The organism is Glycomyces lechevalierae (assembly GCF_027622945.1).
Taxonomy (GTDB): Bacteria; Actinomycetota; Actinomycetes; order Mycobacteriales; family Micromonosporaceae; genus Glycomyces; species Glycomyces rutgersensis.
On record NZ_JAPZVQ010000014.1, the window covers coordinates 1 to 18,215 of the forward strand.

Genomic DNA, 18,215 nt, shown 5'->3' on the forward strand with positions numbered 1-18,215 from the left:
CGTCGCGGGCTTGCGCCGCGGGGCCTGGGTGCAGGCCGGCCCACGCCCGCGGCCGGGCCGGGCGCGATCGCGCCCGGCCCGTCCCGCATCGCTGCATCAGAACAGCGGTGCCGCGTCGTAGTCGATCGGCCCGCTGCTCGCGCCGATGAGCACGTAGATCAGGCAGAACGTGAAGAACGAGACGATGCCGAGCACCAGGCCGGTGATGGCGAACGGCTTGTTCGTGGCGAGGCCCTTGTTCGCGCGGGCCCACCCGACGGAGCCGAAGACGACCGCGAGGACGCCGAGCGGCCACGTGAACGTGTTGAGCACCGGGATGAACGAGAGGACGATCGCGACGACGCCGCAGATCAGGGCGGCGGTGCCGAGGCCGTTCTTCGGCTCCTGGCCTTGCAGCGGCCCGTCGGCGTTGTACGCGGGCGGCGGTGGCGGCGGAGGAGGGACCGCGCCGCCGGAATAGGGGCTGTAGCCGCCGCCGGCGGGCGGGGGTCCGGCCGGTCCGGCGCCGGGCGGCGGGGGAGCGGGCGGGATGCCGCCGAACGGCCGGTCCGCGGGCGCCTTCGGGGTCTCGCCGGGCGTCTCGCCGTGCGTCGGCCGCGGCGTGTGCTCGGGGTCGACGCCGGGCGGGCTCCAGCCCGGCTGGGGGCCGGAGGGGGCCGGGCCGGGCTGGTTCCCGGAGAACGGGGTCCCGCCGTCCTCGGTCTCCTTGCCGTTGCGGTCCCCCTCGGGCGGTTCGGGTTCGGATGGCCCCGGGGTCGGCGGGTACGTCGTCATGGCGGCCTCCTCGTCTGGCGTGGGCGCTCGGCCCCGATGTCCCGCAAGGTAGACCAGATCCCACCGGTCCCGTGGGGATTCACGGGAACCGATGGCCTCACTGCACCCCCCGGTTCCCGATTCGAGAAGTCTGCTCGGATTTTTTGCGCTTAGGGGTTTACTACCCGTCAGTAGACGGGTAGAAATGAGTTACGGATCCGGAAGGACTTCCCGGGGACACGGTCTCCGCAGATCGGAAGGATTCGTGCACCGCCGCCGAGCACCCACGTGCGACCTGAGCCGTCGGGAGGCACAGCGGGACCAGCCACCTAGGGGCCAGTCACCGCTATTAAAGACTTCACGCTTGGTAACTCGGTCGGAAGTGCAGTACGTTGCGAGCGGCCCAGTCGAGGCAGTAACCGACTGGGCCGTGTCGTTGTCCGCGGCACGATCCCCGGCGACGGTCCGCCGCCGCCGCGGGCCGAAGCGGCTGTGGCCGAACTGACTGGGAATGTCGAGGCGAGGCTGCAAGAATGGCCTCGATGACCACGATCGAACCCGGCTGGTACCCGGACCCCGCCGACCCGGCCACGCAACGCTACTGGGACGGCGAGGCCTGGGCGGGCAAACCCGTCCCCGCCGACGCCGAGCCCCCCGCCGAACCCGAGCCGGTCGATCCCGAACCGGAACCCCTCCCGCCCACCACTCAGGACGTTCCCGTCGAGACCCTGCCGGTCGACCGCCGCTACGGCGAGGGCCCGCCGCCGCGCGTCATCCAGCGCGTCCCCGGCGCCGTGCAGCCGCCCGACACCGTCCCGATCCGCTCCCTCGGCGTCACCGTCGGCTGGATCACCCGCCACGACGTCACCCGCATCCTCGGCGGCCGCGTCCTCGCCCACCCCGGCCAGCGCTTCGTCGCCCGCCTCGTCGACCTGCTGTGCATGCTCGGCCTCAACGCGGTCGTGAACGGCTACTTCATCTACCAGATGATGCAGACCTTCTGGCCCTACTTCCTCGACGTCGCCACCGCCGCCGAGCCCGGCGACGTCGAAGTCCCCTCGCGCCTCTCCGACGAGCTCTGGATCGTGCTGCTCATCGCGCTTGGCCTGTGGTTCGCCTACGAGGTCCCCGCGACCCTCAACACCGGGCAGACCCTCGGCAAGCGCCTCATGGGCATCAAGGTCGTCTCGCTCGCGCCCGTGGACCTCGGCTGGGGCCGGCTCCTGCTGCGGTGGTCCTACGCCGCGCTGCCGCTCATCTGCTTCCCCTTCGGCGCGGTGCTCTGGATCCTCGACGGGATATGGTGCATCCGAGACCAACCCTTCCGCCAATGCCTCCACGACAAATCCCCCGGCACCGCCGTCGTCGAGGTCGGCAGCGAGAAGGCCGACCCTGAGAAGGAGCCCTCACGATGAGCGATCCTCTGCGTGAAGACCTCGAATCCATCCCTCGCTACGTTCCCGGCAAGGCGATCCCCGATGCCGTGAAGCTCTCCAGCAACGAGGTGCCCTACGGCCCGCTTCCCGGTGTGGTGGAAGCGATCACGGACGCCGCCGAGACCGTCCACCGCTACCCCGACCTCGGCGTCGTCAAGCTGAGGGGCGTGCTCTCGCAACGGCTCGGACTCCCGGTCGAGCGGATCGTCACCGGCACCGGCTCGGTCGCCCTCATCGGCCACCTCATGCAGGCGATCGCGAAGCCCGGCAGCGAGGTCGTCTACTCCTGGCGCTCCTTCGAGGCCTACCCGATCGCGGCCACCATCGCCGGGATCACCAGCGTCCAGGTGCCGAACACCGCCGACCACCGCCACGACATCGACGCGATGATCGCCGCCGTCGGACCGGACACGCGCGCCATCGTGATCTGCAGCCCCAACAACCCGACCGGCCCGGCCGTCACGGCCGACGAGCTCGACCGGGTCTTCGCCGCCGTCCCCGAGGACGTGCTCGTCGTCATCGACGAGGCGTACCGCGAGTTCGTGACCGACCCGGCCTGCCCGGACGCGATCGAGCGCTACGCCGACCGCCCCAACGCGGTCGTCTTCCGGACCTTCTCCAAGGCGTGGGGCCTCGCCGGCCTCCGCGTGGGCTACATGGTCGCCCGGCCGGGCGTGGCCGACGCGGTGAGCCGCTGCGTGATCCCCTTCGCAGTCAACGCGGCCGCGCAGCGGGCGGCGCTCGCGGCGCTCGAAGCGGAGGGCGAGATGCGCCGCCGGGTCGCACTGGTGACCTCGGAGCGCAAGCGGACTGTCATGGCCGCAAGGGAACTGGTGCCGGACGTGCCGGACTCGCAGGCGAACTTCTTCTGGCTGCCCTTGGGGGAGCGCGCGGTCGAGTTCGCCGCGCACTGCGAGCAGCGCTCGATCCTGGTGCGGCCCTTCGCGGGCGACGGGGTTCGGGTCACGGTCGGTCTGCCCGAGGAGAACGACGCGATGCTCGAGGCGCTGCGCGCGTTCGTGGAGCGGTAACCGGATCAGAGAGACCGGGCGCCCCACCGGCGCCCGGCTCCGTCCTACTTCGAGGCGGCGCGCTCGTTCTCGTCGACGAACGCGTCGTACATCTCGGCGAGGGTCTGCTTCTGCTTCGAGGTGAGCTCGCGGTCGGTGGCGATGGCCAGCGGCATCGCGGAGCCGTTCTCGGAGGCGGTGAAGTTCGCCCGCAGGTACATGATCGGGGTGGTCATCCGCAGCGCCAGCGCAAGCTGCCGCAGGACCGCGCCGCTGGGACGGCGCACGCCGCGCTCGCCCTGGAGGTAGGGGTTGGAGACCCCGGCGGAGTCGGAGAGCTCACGAGTCGCAACGTGGGCGCGTTTGCGCACGTCCCGGACGAATGAGCTGAAGTCGCGATCTGTCACCCGCGTCACCCTACGCGCCTTCGGCGGGGACCGCCACCCGCCCCTGCCTGGGGGTTCCAGCATTCGGTACTACCAGCCGACACGGCACTCACCCGATCAGACGATATGAATCGGACTCGGGGAAGGGTTGCGTCTCAACCGCTCGCCGCCGCTGGAAGCCAGCCGATACCATCGGGAGACGACGCGGCTATTCAAGGGAGCGTCACGGTCCGGATGGCGTCTGACGAGGAGGAGAACCGGTGAGCGTTCTGCAACGCTTGGAGAAACAACTGGAGGGCCTGTTCGAGGGCACCTTCAACAAGATGTTCAAGGGCGTTGTGCACCCGGTCGAGATCGCCAGCGCCATGCAGCGCGAGGCGGAGACCCACAAGGCGGTCCTCGCCGGCGGGCGCGTGCTGGTGCCGAACCGCTACGTCATCGACCTCTCCCCGCCCGACCACGACCGCCTCGCCCCGTACGCGGCGGCGCTGGCGCAGGAGCTGGCCCAGTCCCAGGCCGAGTTCATCGGCGAGAACGGCTGGACGGTGTACGGCGACGTCATCGTCGAGATCGAGCGCGGCGAAGGCCTGGACACCGGCATGTTCCGTGTGACCGCCGAGGTCGCGGCCCTGAACGAGGGCATGGACCAGCCGGTCTCCGGCGGCGGCTACGGCCCCGCGCAGCAGCAGGCCCCCACCGGCCCGGTCCTGGTGACGGCCGACGGCCGCCAGTTCACCGTGGCCCACGGCGCCACCATCATCGGCCGCGGCGAGCAGGCGCAGATCCGCCTCCCCGACGTCGGCATCTCCCGCCGCCACGTGCGCGTCGACTTCGACGGCCGCCAGGTGTCGGTCACCGATCTCGGCTCGACGAACGGCACCCTGGTCAACGGCCAGCGGATCGCCACGGTCTCGATGCAGCCCGGCGACGTGATCCAGATCGGCACGACTTCCCTGACGCTCCAGGCGGGTTAGCGACTCCGACACGTGACGCCCCGGTCCGATGGGCCGGGGCCGCGTGCATTCCGGGGTCGGGAAGCGGTGCGGGCTCCGGCCGCCGCAGCGAGGGCGGTTCGTGGCGGACTGCGGCTTCTGCGCCCCGTCCCACGACGGTCGCACTGCTCCGCAATGGTCCACGGCCCCATGCCGGTAGCGGTGGGATGACCGGCTCCGTTCGGCGGCTCGTCTCGGAGGCCGTGCCACCGTGGGCTACCGTGTCTGGGACCGATCGTTCAGTCGCTGGGAGCGCCGAATGCCTGAGATAGTCCAGACCGTCGCCCGGTTCGGGTTCCTCGTGCTGCTGTGGCTGTTCGTGTTCGCCGCCGCCCGGACGATCACCCGGGACCTGCTCGCCCAGCGCCGCCCCGCGACCGCGGGCCCGGCCGCCGGGCCCGTCTCGGCCCCGCCCGCCGCGGGCGGCCGCGGCGCCCGGCCGCAGGCCCCGCAGGCCGCGCAGTGGCTGGTCGTCACCACCGGCGAGCTGCAGGGCCGCCGGTTCGTGCTCTCCGGCCAGCCCATCTCGATCGGCCGCGCCCCCGACTCGACGATCGTCATCCGCGACGACTTCGCCTCCAACCGGCACGCCCGCGTGCGCCCGCAGGACGGCCAGTGGGTGGTCGAGGACCTGGGCTCCACGAACGGCACCTACCTGGGGCGCGCTAGAGTCACTGCACCCACGCCGGTCCCGCTCGGGGTGCCCATCCGGATCGGGCGTTCCTCCTTCGAGCTGCGTCCCTAGCAGTGCCGGGAACCAGTGAGTCCCCGACTGCATGCTGGACAAGGGTTGAGAGAGGCGGCGATGTCGACATCGAACAGCGGGCGTGCCCGCGCTACGGCGGTTGATTCATGAGTTTGCACCTGCGATACGCGGCCATCTCCGACCGCGGGGTGGTGAGGCAAGGCAACCAGGACTCGGTGTTCGCCGGTCCCCACTTCATCGCCGTGGCCGACGGCATGGGCGGCATGGCCGCCGGTGACCTGGCCTCGGCCATCGTCATCAACACCGTCGCCCGGCTGGACGTGCCCCCGCCCGCCGACTCGGTCGTGGACGAGCTCGCGGACGCCGTCGCGGACGCCAACCGCGCCATCCGCCGCCAGGTCGCCGACGACCCGCAGAAAGAAGGCATGGGCACCACGCTCACGGCCCTGTGGTTCGACGGCGAGTGGTTCAACCTCGTGCACATCGGCGACTCCCGCGCCTACCGGCTGCGCGAGGGCGGGTTCGAGCAGATCACCGTCGACGACACGTACGTGCAGATGCTCGTCGACGAGGGCCGCATCACCGCCGAGGAGGCCGAGCGGCACCCGCAGCGCTCCCTGCTGCTGCGCGCGCTCGGCGCGGCCGAGGTCGAGCCGGCGTTCCAGACCATCAAGGGCGTCCCGGGCGACCGGCTCGTGCTCTGCTCGGACGGCCTCTCCGGGCCCGTCTCGGACGCGGACATCGCCCGCACGCTCCAGAACGCCGCGACGCCGCAGGAGGCCGCCGAGACGCTGGTGCAGCAGGCGCTCGACGCCGGCGCGCCGGACAACGTGACGGTGCTCGTCGCCGACGTCGTGACCGAGGACCCGGGGGAGCAGCGCCAGTTCATCGGCGGCGCCGCCGCTGACGCGCGCCTCGCCGAGTCGGACACGGCCGTCCTCCGGGCCGTCAAGGAGGCGGAGCACGAGGGCGAGGCCGAGGGCGACGCCGAGTCGGAGGCGCAGCCGAAGGCCCGCAAGCACGGCCGGGTGTGGCGCACGATCCTCGCCACGTTCATCGTGCTCGCCCTCGTCGCCGGCGGCGGCGTCTGGTGGGCGCGCACGCAGTACTTCATCGGGGTCTCCGAGGCGGGCAACATCAGCCTCTTCCGAGGCCTCCCTTTTGAGGTGGCGGGATACCGGTTGGCGTGGCTCGACATCGAGTCCGACCGGCCCGCCGCCGACGCCGTGGACTCGGTCGAGTCCGACCTCGAGTCCGGGATCACCGTCGACGGCCCCTCGGCCGCCGAGGACGAGTTCAGCGCCCTGGTCGACCCGGACGCCGGGAACGAGAGCCTGGACCCGTTGTGCGCCACCGCAGCAGGCGAGACCGAGGCGGTCCCGGCGGCTGCAAAGGACTGTCGCGACGACTGAGCGTGGCCGATATAGGCTCGCATCGCAAACCGGATTGAGACGCAAGGGGAACTGATGGCCCAGCCGATGTCGGCGACCGCCCGGCCGGCGGGACCGTCCGAGCTGCCGCTCACCCCGCTGACCGGGATGCCCAAGCGCATCTTCCGCGAGATCGTCATGCTCGTCATGGCCGGCGTCGCGGTGTTCCTCTTCCAGCTCTCGATCGACGAGGCGGTCAACGGGAAGACCACCTCGGTCACCTTCATGCTGCCGCTGCTCATCTTCATCGTGTCGATGTGCGCGTGGGCCGCCGTGAAGTTCCTCGCCCCGTACGCCGACCCGCTGTTCGTGCCGATCGCGGCGTTCCTGACCGGCATCGGCATCGTCTACATCAGACGCATCGACCTCACGGCGATGACCGACGACCCGCTCCCGCCGGACGCGGGCGTCTTCGCCGGGCAGGGCGGGCGCCAGCTCATGTACTACATGGCCGGGGTCGTGCTCCTGACGGTGTTCCTCGCGGTCGTCCGCAACCACCGCATCCTGCGCGGGTACGCGTACATCCTGCTGTTCGCGGGCATCGCGCTCGCGGCGCTGCCGGGCTTCCTGCCGTACTCGATCTCGGGTTCGGGCGGCTCCAAGAACTGGATCCGCCTGGGCAGCTTCTCGATCCAGCCGAGCGAGTTCGCGAAGCTGATGCTGCTGATCTTCTTCGCGGTGTACCTGGTGCGCAAGCGGGACATGCTCTCGGTGGCGGGCAAGAAGGTCCTGGGGCTGCAGCTGCCGCGCATGAAGGACCTCGGCCCGATCGTCATCGTCTGGGCGGCCAGCCTCGTCATCCTCATCATGGAGCGCGACCTCGGCACCTCGCTGCTGCTGTTCAGCATCTTCCTCTCGATGCTGTACATGGCGACCCGCCGCGCCTCGTGGATCGTCATCGGCCTGACGATGTTCTTCGGCGGCTGCATCGCGATCTACCCGTTCTTCAGCCACCTCCAGACCCGCGTGGACATCTGGCTGGACCCGTGGGACCCGGTGAAGGTCTACGAGACGGGCACGTCCTGGCAGCTCGTGCAGGGCCTGGTCGCGATGAACTCGGGCGGGCTCCTCGGGAACGGCCCGGGCTCGGGCAACCCGAACATGATCCCCGCCTCCGAGTCGGACTTCATCCTCGCCGCGATCGGCGAGGAGGTCGGGCTCCTCGGGCTCACCGCGATCCTGCTGCTGTACGCGATCCTCGTGCAGCGCGGCTTCAAGACCGGCCTCATGTCCCGCGACCTGTTCGGGACGCTCATGGCCGGGGGCCTGGCGTTCCTGGTGGCGTTCCAGCTCTTCGTGGTGTTCGGCGGCGTCACCGGGCTCATCCCGATGACCGGCCAGACCACGATGTTCCTCGCCGCGGGCGGCTCCTCGCTGGTCGGCTCGTGGCTGCTCATCGGGTTGTTCGTGCGCGTCTCCGACGACGCGCGCAAACCCTGGCAGGCCTCGTTCGGGCTGCAGAAGACCGAGGCCCCGCCGGAGTTCCTGGCCGAGCAGGCCGCCAAGCGCGCCGCCGAGGAGGCCGAGAAGGCCCAGCTCGCCGGCGTCATGGACTCCGGCCCGATCCCGGGCGGCGACCAGCCGACCGAGCTCATCATCCCCGGGCACCTCCAGGGCGGCGGCCCGACCAAGGGCACCATGGAAGAGGACGTGCTCAGCCCGCCTCCTCCGGTCTCCGGCCCGCCGATGTCCGGACCACCCGTGTCCGGCCCGCCCATGTCCGGACCTCCCGTGTCCCCGCCGATGTCGCCCCCGCCGGGCGGGCCGACCGGCCAGCCCGGGAACCCGACCATGCGCGGCCCCCAGTACCCGCCGATGTCGCCGCCCCCGCCGCCCGGTTCGGCGTACGGCAGCCCGCCTCCCGGCAACCCGACCCGGCCCGCCCCGCAGACGCCGCCACCGCCGCCGGCCTCCGCCTTCGATCCCGGCCGAGGCGCGCCCGGCGGCGCACCTGACGACCGCCGCCCGCAGCCGCCCGCTTCGGCGTTCGACCCCTGGCCGCAGCCCCCGAACGGCAACGACGACAAGAGGAAGGAGGGCGGCGAATGAATCCCGCCCTGCGCCGCACGGGCGTCATCGCGCTGATCCTGCTGTGCGCCCTCATGGTCCAGTCGACCTGGGTGTCGTTCTTCCACCACGACGACTACGACGGCCTGCTCAACGCCCGCACCGTCGTCGCCGAGTACGAGGTCCCGCGCGGCCAGATCCTCGCCGGGGACACCGTCATCGCCCAGTCGATCCCCACCGACGGCGGCACCTACGGCTACAAGCGCGACTACCCCGAAGGCGACTACTTCGGCAACGTCACCGGCTACAAGTCGATCAACTACGGCGCGAGCAACCTCGAGGCCAGCGAGAACTCGCTGCTCAACGGCACGAGCTCGCTCCTGGCCTTCGACGACTTCTGGGCGACCCTCCTCAAGGAGAACAAGCCCGGCGGCAACGTCGTCACCACGATCGACCCGGACCTGCAGAAGGCCGCGTACGACGCGATCGCCGACACCGGCGTCAAGGGCGGCGCGGTCGTGATCGACCCGAAGACCGGCCGCATCCTCGCCCAGGCCTCCTACCCGGGCTGGAACCCGACCGAGGTCTCCTCCAACAACGGCGACGTCGCGGAGCCCGCCAAGATCGCGCTCGACGAGTCCGGCGACATGCTCGACCTCACCCGCCAGGAGTTCTTCCCGCCCGGCTCGACGTTCAAGACGCTCGTCTCCGCCGCGTACATCGAGAACGGCGGCAAGGCGAGCGACATGGTCAAGGCCGGGAACGGCTACACCGCCCCGGACACGAACCACGAGATCACCAACTCCTCCAACCAGTGCCCCAACGAGGAGTACACGCTCGAGGAGGCCTTCGCGCTCTCCTGCAACACCACGTTCTCGCGGATGTGCGTCGAGGACCTGAGCGTCGAGCAGATCACCGAGATCACCGAGGCGTTCGGCTTCGGCGAGGAGTACGAGACCCCGCTGCCGACCGTGGGCTCCCGGACCGGCGACCTCTCCGAGAAGGCCTTCCGCGCGCAGGCGTGCATCGGCCAGCAGGAGGTCCGCGAGACCGTCCTGCAGAACGCGGTCATCGCCGCGACCATCGCCAACGGCGGCGAGCGGATGGCCCCGCAGATCGTCTCCGAGCTCACCGACTCCGAGGGCAACACCGTCCAGAAGTTCGCCGAGGACGACCTCGGCCGGGCGATCGACCTCGACACCGCCCAGGAGCTGCAGATCCTCATGGAGGCCGTGGTCGACCACGGGTCCGGCAGGGACGCGCAGATCGACGGCTACACCGTCGGCGGCAAGACCGGCACCGCCCAGCACTCCGAGGACGGCGAGAACCCCGACCCCGATCACGGCTGGTTCCACGGCTGGGCCATGGACAAGGACGGCGAGCCCGCCGTCGCCGTCTGCGTGTTCCTCGACTCATACGGCCAAGGCGCTTCGGCGAAGGCCGCCGACATCTCGGGCGCTCTCATGCAGCAGGTCCTGGAAGGCGGGGAATGACCGCGATCGACCGGTAATCATTGCGGCAAAGACACAGTTTCCTCACGATCCCCTGACACAGCAACCGGACGGCACACCCGTGCGTGGATCTTCGGAGAGGTCGGAGCCGGGTGTCGCGCGCCAGTGCCGCCGCCCGACGAACCTGGAGCTGGGCGGCCTGCCAGTAGACTGAAGCGCCGATCCCCCGGAGGCTGACCCCTCCCGACGAAATGAGGAGACGCCGTGTTGAGCCCCGAAATGCTCCTCGGGCAACGCTATCGCCTACGCGAGCGCATTGCCGTGGGCGGCATGGGCGAGGTCTGGCGGGCCGAGGACACCGTGCTCGAACGCACCGTGGCCGTCAAGGCGATGCTCCCCGCGCTCCTGAGCGAGCCCGGTTTCGCCAAGCGATTCGCCGCCGAGGCGAAGACCGTGGCCGCGCTCACCCACCCCCACATCGTCAACGTCCACGACTTCGGCAACGCCGACCTGCCCAGCGGCGAGACCACGGCCTACCTGGTGATGGAGTTCATCGAGGGCAAGTCCCTCGCCGACCTCATCGCCGAGCGCGGCCGCCTCGACGCCCGCGAGCTCATGCCGATCATCGCCGCCACCGCCGAAGCCCTCCAGCAGGCCCACGAGCGCGGCATCATCCACCGCGACATCAAGCCCGGCAACATCCTGGTGCGCGACAGGGACGGCCAGGCCGTCCTCACCGACTTCGGCATCGCCCGCTCCGGCGCCTCCGGCGACCTCACCGCCACCGGCTCCGTCATGGGCACGGCCTCCTACATCGCCCCCGAGCAGGCCGAAGGCACGGGCGTCCTGCCCGCCTCGGACATGTACTCGCTCGGCGTCGTCGCCTTCCACGGCCTCACCGGGCACCGCCCGTTCCAGGCCGAGAACCCCATCGAGCTCGCGCTCCACCACGTGCGCACCCCGCCCCCGCCGCTCCCGCCGGACATCCCGCCAGGCGTGCGGGCCTTCGTCGAGCGCTCCCTGGTCAAGGACCCGCACCAGCGGTTCGCCAGCGCCACCGAGATGGCCGCGCTCGCGCGCATCGCCGTCGACGCCAACCCGATGTCGACCTCCGTCATGCCGCCGGTCGGCCAGCTGCCGCGCCGCGCCGGCGTGGTCAGCATGGGCGGGCCGCCCGCGGGCGTCGCCGACCCGCGCACGGCCGCGCCGCAGATGTCCCCGTACCCCCCGCACCAGATGGCACCCGGCGGGCAGGTCCCGCCCCCGTCCACGCCTCCGGGCATCGACCTGGGAGCCGCGACGCCGCCCCCGGCGTCCAATCCCGGGAGCCAGCGCCGCCTGCTGATCGTGCTCGCCGGTGTGGTGGCGCTCGTCCTGGTGGGCGGTATCGTTTGGCTGCTGATCGCGCTCAGCGGCGACCCCGGCGGCGGTGATCCCAGCGGCGGTGGCGACGACGACACCACCCCGACGACGTCCGAGCAGGGCCAGAGCGACGACGAGGGCTCCGAGGACCCGGCCACCACCGACGAGAACCCGGGGCAGCAGACCGGCGACGGTCCGGGCGTGGGCGACTGCATCGGCGCCAACCCCAGCTGTGACGACCAATAGCGGGCTTTCGGGCCTGTTGTAGCGATTAGAATCAAGCCGCGATGAACGGAACACGAGGACGTAAAACGCGATGACGACAGAGCCCCGCCTGCTAGGCGGCAGATACGAGATCGGCGAGGTCGTCGGCTACGGGGGGATGGCTGAAGTCCACCGTGGCCGCGACCTGCGACTCGGCCGCGACGTGGCGGTGAAGCTGCTGCGGGCCGACCTCTCTCGCGACGAGTCCTTCCTCATCCGGTTCCAGCGCGAGGCCCAGAACTCGGCGTCCCTCAACCACCCGAACATCGTCGCGGTCTTCGACACCGGCGAGGACGCCGGCATCCCGTACATGGTGATGGAGTTCGTCAACGGCCGCACCCTCAAGGAGGTCCTCCTCGCCGAGGGCCGTTTCGACGCGGCGACGGCCTGCGAGGTCGTGGCCGACATGTGCTCGGCCCTGGACTTCAGCCACAAGCACCACATCATCCACCGGGACGTGAAGCCCGGCAACGTGATGCTCTCGGACACCAACCAGGTCAAGGTCATGGACTTCGGCATCGCCCGGGCCCTGGCCAGCGGCCAGGCGACCATGACCCAGACCAGCGCGGTCATCGGCACCGCGCAGTACCTCTCGCCCGAGCAGGCGCGCGGCGAGACCGTGGACGCCCGCTCGGACGTGTACGCCGTCGGCTGCGTCCTCTACGAACTCCTCGTGGGGCACCCGCCGTTCACCGGCGACAACCCGGTCTCCGTCGCGTACCAGCACGTGCGCGAGGAGGCCCGGCCGCCTTCGGAGCTCAACCCGAACGTGCCGGCCTCGGTCGACGCCGTGATCATGAAGGCGCTCGCGAAGAACCCCGAGAACCGGTACCACTCGGCCGGGGAGATGCGCGAGGACCTGATCCGCGCCGCGCGCGGGCAGGCCGTCATGGCCCCCGCGGTGATGAGCGCGGGCGACCGGACGCAGATGCTCGCCGGGCCCGACTCGACCGCGCCGATCACGCCGATCGCGACCTCGTCGAGCAAGCGCCGCCCGTGGCTGATCGCCCTGGGGGTGATCCTCGCGCTCGTCGCGGTCACCGCGGCCTCCTGGGGCATCATGAAGATGCTCGAGCAGCCGGAGACGGTGAACGTGCCGAACGTGGTCGGCGAGGCCAGGGCGGACGCGGAGCAGACGCTCAAGGCCGAGGGTTTCGTGGTCACCTTCAAGGAGCAGGTCGCGGATGACCCGACCAGCACCGACATCGACCACGTCATCGACCAGACCCCTGACGGGAACTCCGAGGCCGAGAAGGGGGACACGGTGGAGCTCACCGTCATGGTCGCCCCCGACAAGGTCGCGGTCGAGGACGTCGTGGGCGACCAGGAGGACGACGCGACGAAGACCCTCGAGGACCAGGGCCTCACGGTCAACATCGTCAAAGAGGACAGCACGAAGCCGTCCGGCGAGGTCCTGACGCAGGATCCCGAAGCGGGTACCGAGGTCGCCCTCAAGACCGAGATCACCCTGACGGTCTCCTCGGGCGGCCAGGCCACGGTGCCGAACGTCATCGACACGACCGTCGACCGGGCCACCGAAGTCCTCAAGGGCGAAGGGTTCGAGGTCGAGGTCGTGTACGGCAACGAGGGGACCACGACGGGCGTCGTCTACGCGCAGAACCCGGGCGAGGGCTCGACCGAGGCGGAGGGCACCACGGTGACGATCACCGCCCAGGGTGTCGTCATCACCTGGGACGCGACCACGACACCGGCGGCGTTGCAGACGACGCTGCAAGGGCTGGGGCTCACCGTGACGCTGGACGGCGACCCCGCCGCGACGACCATCGAGTCGGTCACGAACGAGGACGGGCAGATCACGAGCGGCATGGCCGTCGCGCCCGGTTCGGCGGTGACCATCACCGCCGCCGGTGAAGACGGCGGCGGCGGAGGCGACGACGACGCGACTTCGGAGACGCCGACCGAGAGCTGCGGCCCGCTCGACCCGCCGTCCTGCGAGAACGGCGCCTAGCGCAGGCGAACAGAGTGAAAGGCCCCAGCCGGTTCACCGGCTGGGGCCTTGTCGCGCTTGTCATCGGCGGGCGATGGCTCGGGCTCGCTTCTCGACGGTGGGGCGCATCTGGTCGGTGCGCCAGGCGGGGTGCCAGTCTTCGTCGCCGCCGGGCGGTTCGGTGAAGACGGCGATCAGGCGTGGTCCGGCGGTGGTCTGCTCGTCGGAGGTGAGCCGGTGGAGTGCCGGGTCGGCGGTGCTGCGGTAGACGGCGAGGCGGATGCGGTCGTTCATGCCGATGTCGTGGAAGAAGGCGGCGAGGAAGCGCCAGTCGGGCGAGTCGGCGGTGGTATCGCGCTTACGCGGTTCGATCATCAGTGGCTCCCAACGGTTCCGGTCCTGCGGCCATGGAGGCGGGGTTGCCGATGATGCGCTCGGTGTAGCGGTTGAGGAAGAAGGCGGTGAGGCGGCGGCGGTCGGTGTCGGACCATTCGCGGGCGCGGTCGTTGTTGATGGTGAGCCGACCGGTTCCCGAGCCGATGGATTCGATGCGGCCGATGTTCGCGGGCGTGTCGGGGTAGAGCTGGCGGAGCAGGATCTGGCCGGGGTCGGCGGCGTGGAGGTAGCCGGTGATGACGCGGAGGCCGAAGACTTCGGTGCCGATCTTGGTGATCGGGCTGTCGGCGGTGTCGGATGCGGTCATCGCAGGGCCCCCGCGAGCTCCGGGATGCCAAGGGCCGCAAGCGGGTTGGTGGAGGGCACGCGGCGCGGGTGCGGCCTGGGCCTACGGCGGTGCCGGGCCGGGGCGGTGCGGCGGAGCCGGAGGTCGTCGGTGGTGAGGCGGCCGGAGTCGAGCGCAGCGGCGATCCGGGTACGGGTAGCCGTGTAGAGGAAGAGTCGAGCGGCGGACTCGCGGGCGGTGCAGCTGTGTCGGTTCCCGGTTTCGCCGCACCCTTCGCAGCGGAGGCGGCCGAGCCCGAGCCGGGTGCGGTAGCGCTGGTGCAGTTGGAGGTCGATCTTGGCCCGGGCGGGGGCAGGGTCGACGGGTACGCTGATAAGACCCACGAGAAGCCTCGCTTTCTCTGGAGTGCGCGGCCCACCGACTCTCGCCAAAGAATCTCGGTGGGCCGCTGTCTATGTGCGGTAAGAGCGACCCTACGACACGGTCGATTCTCATGCAAGTTGCACGCCACCCTTTTGGGTGACAAGAATTTGCTGACGGGCGCTCGCGATGGAATACTCGTCGCATGACTGAGCTGCGAAGCCCCACGGTCAAACGACGCCGCATCGCCAAGGAGTTGGCGCGACTTCGAGAACAGGCCGGATACAACCGCTCTGCGGCGGCGAAGGCGCTTGACATGAGCCCGGGCAATCTGGGGCGCATCGAGAACCGCGAGATCACTGCAAGACCAGTGGTGGTCCGAGCGATGCTCGCCCTGTACGGCGTGACCGGCGAAGACGCCGAGGTTCTGGTCGAACTCGCCCGCGGCGCGCAAGAGCGGGGTTGGTGGCAGAACTACGGAGATGTCCTGCCGGACTGGTTCAGTTTCTATGTCGGTCTCGAAGAGGAAGCCGCTTCGATAGCGACCTACGAATCAGAGATCATGCCCGGCCTGTTCCAGACCGCTGACTACGCCCGCGAGATCTTTCGCTTGACCACGGAAGACAGCGACATCGAAGCGAAGATCGACGCGAGACTGCGCCGCCAGCTGATCCTGACTCGAGACAAGCCGGTGGAGGTCGCCGCTGTGCTCAATGAAGCGGTCCTGCTCCGGCCGGTGGGTCGCAACTCTCAGTTCCGGAGACAGCTGGAACACCTCGCGGACCTTACTGAGCTCCCCAATGTCACGGTCCAGGTCCTGCCGTTCTCGGCGGGAGGCCACCATGCGATGACCGGCCCGTTCATGCTCATCAAGTTTCCAGATGCACTCGATGAGCCGATCGTCTACCTCGACAACTTCACCCGAGGTCAAGTCCTCGAAGAGCCAGAACACTTCACCGCTTATCAGGATGCTCATGCCAGGCTGCGAAAACAGGCACTCACACCCAAGGCGTCCCTCGATCGCATTCGCACCATCATCAGTAACATCAGCTGAGAATCAACCGAGCCTGACTTGAGGGTGCTGACATGAAATCTTCAGTTCAATGGCGAAAGTCCAGCTACAGCGGCACGGGCAACTGCATCGAGGTGGCCTGCATCCATTCCGCTCCGTGGCGGAAGTCGAGCCGTAGCGGAGGGAACGGCAACTGCGTCGAGGTGGCTCCTGTGGCCACGACCGTCGCGGTCCGGGACTCGAAGCTCCCCACCTCTGGGGACTTCCCGCACCTCCTCCTCGACACCGACACCTGGACCGGCCTCATCGCCGCCATTAAGACCGGCGACATCGCCTAGTCACGGCGCGTCAAGGTCTTTCGCCTTGTCCCGCTTGCCTTTCCCGAATGCAGCAAGGCCCCGACCATACGGTCGGGGCCTTGCTTCTCTCGTTCGCCGCGCTGACCCGCCTCGGTCGTGCGCGGCTCCGGGCCGGGGTTGCGGGCCCGGTCCGAGCTCGTTGTCCCCTCCAGATCGAGGGGGCTCCCCGGGCGCGAGCAGGTCGCCCGGGGAGCGCGGGACCACGGTCCCTCAGGGGCGCAGCCTAAACCGGCTCGATGCCGCCCTCGAGAATCCGGACCATGATCGGGTTGTCGAAGTAGATGTCGTTCAGTTCGTAGTCGCCCGGGTCGACCGCCTTCACGCGCTTGCCCTCGACCGCGTACGAGACGCGCTGGTTCAGGAACAGCGGCAGGCGCGGCAGGGTCTCGTTGAAGACGATGCCGAGGATCTTGTTCGCCGCAGCCTGCTCCTCCTCGGTGCCCTGCTGGGACTGCCGGTACAGCTCCGCCACGTTCACGGTGCCCTGGGTCGCGGTCTCCACCGCGTCCACCGGCACACCCATGCCCATGGCGTCCGCGGTCAGGCCGTTGTCGGTGAACCAGGTCATCTGCCAGGCGCCGTAGACATAAGGCACGAACGGGTTCGCCCACTGGCGCACCGCGATGTCGAAGTCGCCCGCGCCCCAGATGCCCCACGGGTTGTCCTCGGGCACGTTCTCGTAGGCGACCTTGATGCCGAACTGCGTCAGCTGGTCCGCCGCCTGCTCGCCCGAGAGCGTGAAGTCCGTCCAGCCCTCGACGCCGATGATCGTGTACTCGGCGAGCGAGCCGTCCGGCTTGTGCCAGCCGTCCGACTCCTGCTTCCAGCCCGCGCCCTCGAGCAAGCTGGTCGCCTTCGCGTGGTCGACCGAGTAGAACTCCAGCTCGACGTCGTCGAACAGGCCCTCGGCGTGCGGGTCGGCCAGACCCGTGTAGGTCTTCGGCAGGTAGTAGCCGCCCTGGCCCTTGGCGATCTCGCCGATCTGCTCGGTGTCGAGCACGTACAGGAACGCCTTGCGCACGTCGACGTCCGCGAACTCCGGGAACCGGGCCTGGTTGAGCATCAGCCCGATGCCGTCGTAGCCGGGGGTCGAGAGCTCCTTGAGGCCGTCGACGCCCGCGATCGTCTGGCGGTCGGTCGCGCCGAGCACCTGCGTCGAGTAGTCCACTTCGCTCGAGAGCAGCAGCTGCACCGAGGTCGCGTTGTCGCCCTTCTGGATCTCGAAGGTCTCGAACTTCACCTGGTCCGCGAAGAGCCCGCCTTCGTGCACCTCCATGGTGATGACGGTCTCGCCGATGTCCTTGAACTTGTAAGCGCCGCAGGTGATGAACCCGCCCTCGGCGTCCTTGAAGTCCTCCGCCGCGATCTTCTCGGCCAGCGCCGACTGCTCCGGGGAGCCCTGGATCGCGCCGGCCGCGACCAGCGCCTCGGCCTCGTCCGTCCACTCGCCGTAGCGGGCGTACGGCAGCACCTGCACCTTGAGCGCGCCGTGCTCGACGCCGGGGAACGCCGCCGAGTACTGCACCGTGACGGTCGTGTCGTCGTCCGCGGTCACAGACTCGATCTGGTCCCAGCCGACCGTGCCCTGCGGGGCGTTCAGCTTCTGCAGGTAGATCGTGCCCTTGACGTCCTTCGAGGTGACAGGGTTGCCGTCGGTCCACTTGATGCCCGAGCGGAGCTTGATCGTCAGCGTCTTGTCGGTCAGGTCCACGGACTCGGCGAGCTGCGGGATCCACTCCTGGGTCTCCCAGTTGAGGACCGCCGGGCGGGGGATGAACAGCTCGGCGTTCGACGCCGGCACCAGGAGGGCCGCGTTCGGCAGGGCCGCGTTGTAGTGCTGCGTGGTGATGTCGAACGGGTAGACGTAGACGAACTTCCCGGAGGCGCCTTCGCCGTCCGAGCCCTTGGCCTGGCAGGCGCCCAGGACGCTTGTGGTCGCCACGGCGCCCGCGCCGAGGCCGACCGCCTGCATGAGCCGACGTCGGCTGAGCTCGAATTGCTGAGAGGTCATCGCCAATTCCTTTCGTAACAAGGTCTTTCGTGGTGCCGTCTTGCGA

The 18,215-nt window shown here is 69.8% G+C and carries 17 protein-coding genes; 11 read left to right on the forward strand and 6 right to left on the reverse strand.

What is annotated here, in order from left to right; all coding sequences use genetic code 11:
• Window positions 1-96 precede the first annotated feature (96 nt).
• Complete coding sequence (locus tag O2L01_RS19310; RefSeq protein WP_270123650.1) at window positions 97-774, reverse strand: DUF4190 domain-containing protein; 678 nt, start codon at window positions 772-774, stop codon at window positions 97-99.
• Window positions 775-1,295: 521 nt separating this feature from the next.
• Between O2L01_RS19310 and O2L01_RS19315 the strand changes: the two genes are divergently transcribed.
• Both O2L01_RS19315 and hisC read left to right on the forward strand, forming a co-directional pair.
• Window positions 1,296-2,168 carry an RDD family protein gene (locus tag O2L01_RS19315; protein WP_270123651.1) on the forward strand — a complete coding sequence of 291 codons (873 nt, stop codon included), beginning with the start codon at window positions 1,296-1,298 and terminating at the stop codon, window positions 2,166-2,168.
• On the forward strand, window positions 2,165-3,220 hold the full coding sequence (hisC, locus tag O2L01_RS19320) for a histidinol-phosphate transaminase (protein WP_270123652.1): 1,056 nt from the start codon (window positions 2,165-2,167) through the stop codon (window positions 3,218-3,220). Before O2L01_RS19315 ends, hisC begins: the two co-directional genes overlap by 4 nt.
• A gap of 44 nt (window positions 3,221-3,264) precedes the next feature.
• Here hisC and O2L01_RS19325 read toward each other — a convergent pair whose 3' ends face one another.
• Complete coding sequence (locus O2L01_RS19325) at window positions 3,265-3,606, reverse strand: helix-turn-helix domain-containing protein (protein ID WP_270123653.1); 342 nt, start codon at window positions 3,604-3,606, stop codon at window positions 3,265-3,267.
• A gap of 239 nt (window positions 3,607-3,845) precedes the next feature.
• Between O2L01_RS19325 and O2L01_RS19330 the strand changes: the two genes are divergently transcribed.
• From O2L01_RS19330 to pknB, 7 genes are all read left to right on the forward strand, one after another.
• Complete coding sequence (locus O2L01_RS19330) at window positions 3,846-4,559, forward strand: FhaA domain-containing protein (RefSeq protein WP_205325867.1); 714 nt, start codon at window positions 3,846-3,848, stop codon at window positions 4,557-4,559.
• Between the two features lie 277 nt (window positions 4,560-4,836).
• A complete protein-coding gene (locus O2L01_RS19335) occupies window positions 4,837-5,322 on the forward strand; it encodes an FHA domain-containing protein FhaB/FipA (RefSeq protein ID WP_270123655.1) in 486 nt (161 codons plus the stop codon).
• A gap of 107 nt (window positions 5,323-5,429) precedes the next feature.
• Window positions 5,430-6,695, forward strand: a complete 1,266-nt coding sequence (locus O2L01_RS19340; RefSeq protein WP_270123656.1) for a PP2C family protein-serine/threonine phosphatase — start codon at window positions 5,430-5,432, stop codon at window positions 6,693-6,695.
• A 54-nt stretch (window positions 6,696-6,749) separates the two neighbouring features.
• A complete protein-coding gene (locus O2L01_RS19345) occupies window positions 6,750-8,762 on the forward strand; it encodes an FtsW/RodA/SpoVE family cell cycle protein (RefSeq protein ID WP_270123657.1) in 2,013 nt (670 codons plus the stop codon).
• Window positions 8,759-10,213, forward strand: coding sequence for a penicillin-binding transpeptidase domain-containing protein (locus O2L01_RS19350; RefSeq protein WP_270123658.1), 1,455 nt, complete (start codon window positions 8,759-8,761; stop codon window positions 10,211-10,213). The genes O2L01_RS19345 and O2L01_RS19350 overlap by 4 nt, the downstream gene beginning before the upstream one ends.
• A 222-nt stretch (window positions 10,214-10,435) precedes the next feature.
• A complete protein-coding gene (locus O2L01_RS19355) occupies window positions 10,436-11,779 on the forward strand; it encodes a serine/threonine-protein kinase (protein ID WP_270123659.1) in 1,344 nt (447 codons plus the stop codon).
• Between the two features lie 70 nt (window positions 11,780-11,849).
• Window positions 11,850-13,766, forward strand: a complete 1,917-nt coding sequence (gene pknB, locus O2L01_RS19360; RefSeq protein WP_270123660.1) for a Stk1 family PASTA domain-containing Ser/Thr kinase — start codon at window positions 11,850-11,852, stop codon at window positions 13,764-13,766.
• A gap of 60 nt (window positions 13,767-13,826) precedes the next feature.
• Here the strand turns inward: pknB and O2L01_RS19365 are convergent, their stop codons facing one another.
• The 3 genes from O2L01_RS19365 to O2L01_RS19375 are packed head-to-tail and all read right to left on the reverse strand — an operon-like array spanning window position 13,827 to window position 14,810.
• Window positions 13,827-14,120, reverse strand: coding sequence for a hypothetical protein (locus tag O2L01_RS19365; RefSeq protein ID WP_270123661.1), 294 nt, complete (start codon window positions 14,118-14,120; stop codon window positions 13,827-13,829).
• On the reverse strand, window positions 14,104-14,448 hold the full coding sequence (locus tag O2L01_RS19370) for a hypothetical protein (RefSeq protein WP_270123662.1): 345 nt from the start codon (window positions 14,446-14,448) through the stop codon (window positions 14,104-14,106). The genes O2L01_RS19365 and O2L01_RS19370 overlap by 17 nt, the downstream gene beginning before the upstream one ends.
• Window positions 14,445-14,810, reverse strand: coding sequence for a hypothetical protein (locus O2L01_RS19375; protein ID WP_270123663.1), 366 nt, complete (start codon window positions 14,808-14,810; stop codon window positions 14,445-14,447). Before O2L01_RS19375 ends, O2L01_RS19370 begins: the two co-directional genes overlap by 4 nt.
• Before the next feature lie 182 nt (window positions 14,811-14,992).
• On the opposite strand from O2L01_RS19375, the gene O2L01_RS19380 reads away from it, so the two are divergent.
• Window positions 14,993-15,841: a helix-turn-helix domain-containing protein gene (locus O2L01_RS19380; RefSeq protein ID WP_270123664.1), complete on the forward strand. Its 849-nt coding sequence runs from the start codon at window positions 14,993-14,995 to the stop codon at window positions 15,839-15,841.
• Between the two features lie 32 nt (window positions 15,842-15,873).
• On the forward strand, window positions 15,874-16,137 hold the full coding sequence (locus O2L01_RS19385; protein WP_270123665.1) for a DUF397 domain-containing protein: 264 nt from the start codon (window positions 15,874-15,876) through the stop codon (window positions 16,135-16,137).
• Window positions 16,138-16,381: 244 nt separating this feature from the next.
• On the opposite strand, the gene O2L01_RS19390 is transcribed toward O2L01_RS19385, so the two are convergent.
• Window positions 16,382-18,169 (reverse strand): ABC transporter substrate-binding protein, encoded by a 1,788-nt coding sequence (locus O2L01_RS19390; protein WP_270123666.1) that lies wholly within the window; start codon window positions 18,167-18,169, stop codon window positions 16,382-16,384.
• Window positions 18,170-18,215 lie beyond the last annotated feature (46 nt).

What these genes read in the sequence shown, in the direction of transcription:
- O2L01_RS19365 (WP_270123661.1), bottom strand. Translation starts at nt 14,120, where the DNA reads ATGATCGAACCGCGTAAGCGCGATACCACCGCCGACTCGCCCGACTGG.
- O2L01_RS19385 (WP_270123665.1), top strand. Translation starts at nt 15,874, where the DNA reads ATGAAATCTTCAGTTCAATGGCGAAAGTCCAGCTACAGCGGCACGGGC.
- O2L01_RS19370 (WP_270123662.1), bottom strand. Translation starts at nt 14,448, where the DNA reads ATGACCGCATCCGACACCGCCGACAGCCCGATCACCAAGATCGGCACC.
- pknB (WP_270123660.1), top strand. Translation starts at nt 11,850, where the DNA reads ATGACGACAGAGCCCCGCCTGCTAGGCGGCAGATACGAGATCGGCGAG.
- hisC (WP_270123652.1), top strand. Translation starts at nt 2,165, where the DNA reads ATGAGCGATCCTCTGCGTGAAGACCTCGAATCCATCCCTCGCTACGTT.
- O2L01_RS19390 (WP_270123666.1), bottom strand. Translation starts at nt 18,169, where the DNA reads ATGACCTCTCAGCAATTCGAGCTCAGCCGACGTCGGCTCATGCAGGCG.
- O2L01_RS19340 (WP_270123656.1), top strand. Translation starts at nt 5,430, where the DNA reads ATGAGTTTGCACCTGCGATACGCGGCCATCTCCGACCGCGGGGTGGTG.
- O2L01_RS19310 (WP_270123650.1), bottom strand. Translation starts at nt 774, where the DNA reads ATGACGACGTACCCGCCGACCCCGGGGCCATCCGAACCCGAACCGCCC.
- O2L01_RS19350 (WP_270123658.1), top strand. Translation starts at nt 8,759, where the DNA reads ATGAATCCCGCCCTGCGCCGCACGGGCGTCATCGCGCTGATCCTGCTG.
- O2L01_RS19380 (WP_270123664.1), top strand. Translation starts at nt 14,993, where the DNA reads ATGACTGAGCTGCGAAGCCCCACGGTCAAACGACGCCGCATCGCCAAG.
- O2L01_RS19345 (WP_270123657.1), top strand. Translation starts at nt 6,750, where the DNA reads ATGGCCCAGCCGATGTCGGCGACCGCCCGGCCGGCGGGACCGTCCGAG.
- O2L01_RS19335 (WP_270123655.1), top strand. Translation starts at nt 4,837, where the DNA reads ATGCCTGAGATAGTCCAGACCGTCGCCCGGTTCGGGTTCCTCGTGCTG.
- O2L01_RS19315 (WP_270123651.1), top strand. Translation starts at nt 1,296, where the DNA reads ATGACCACGATCGAACCCGGCTGGTACCCGGACCCCGCCGACCCGGCC.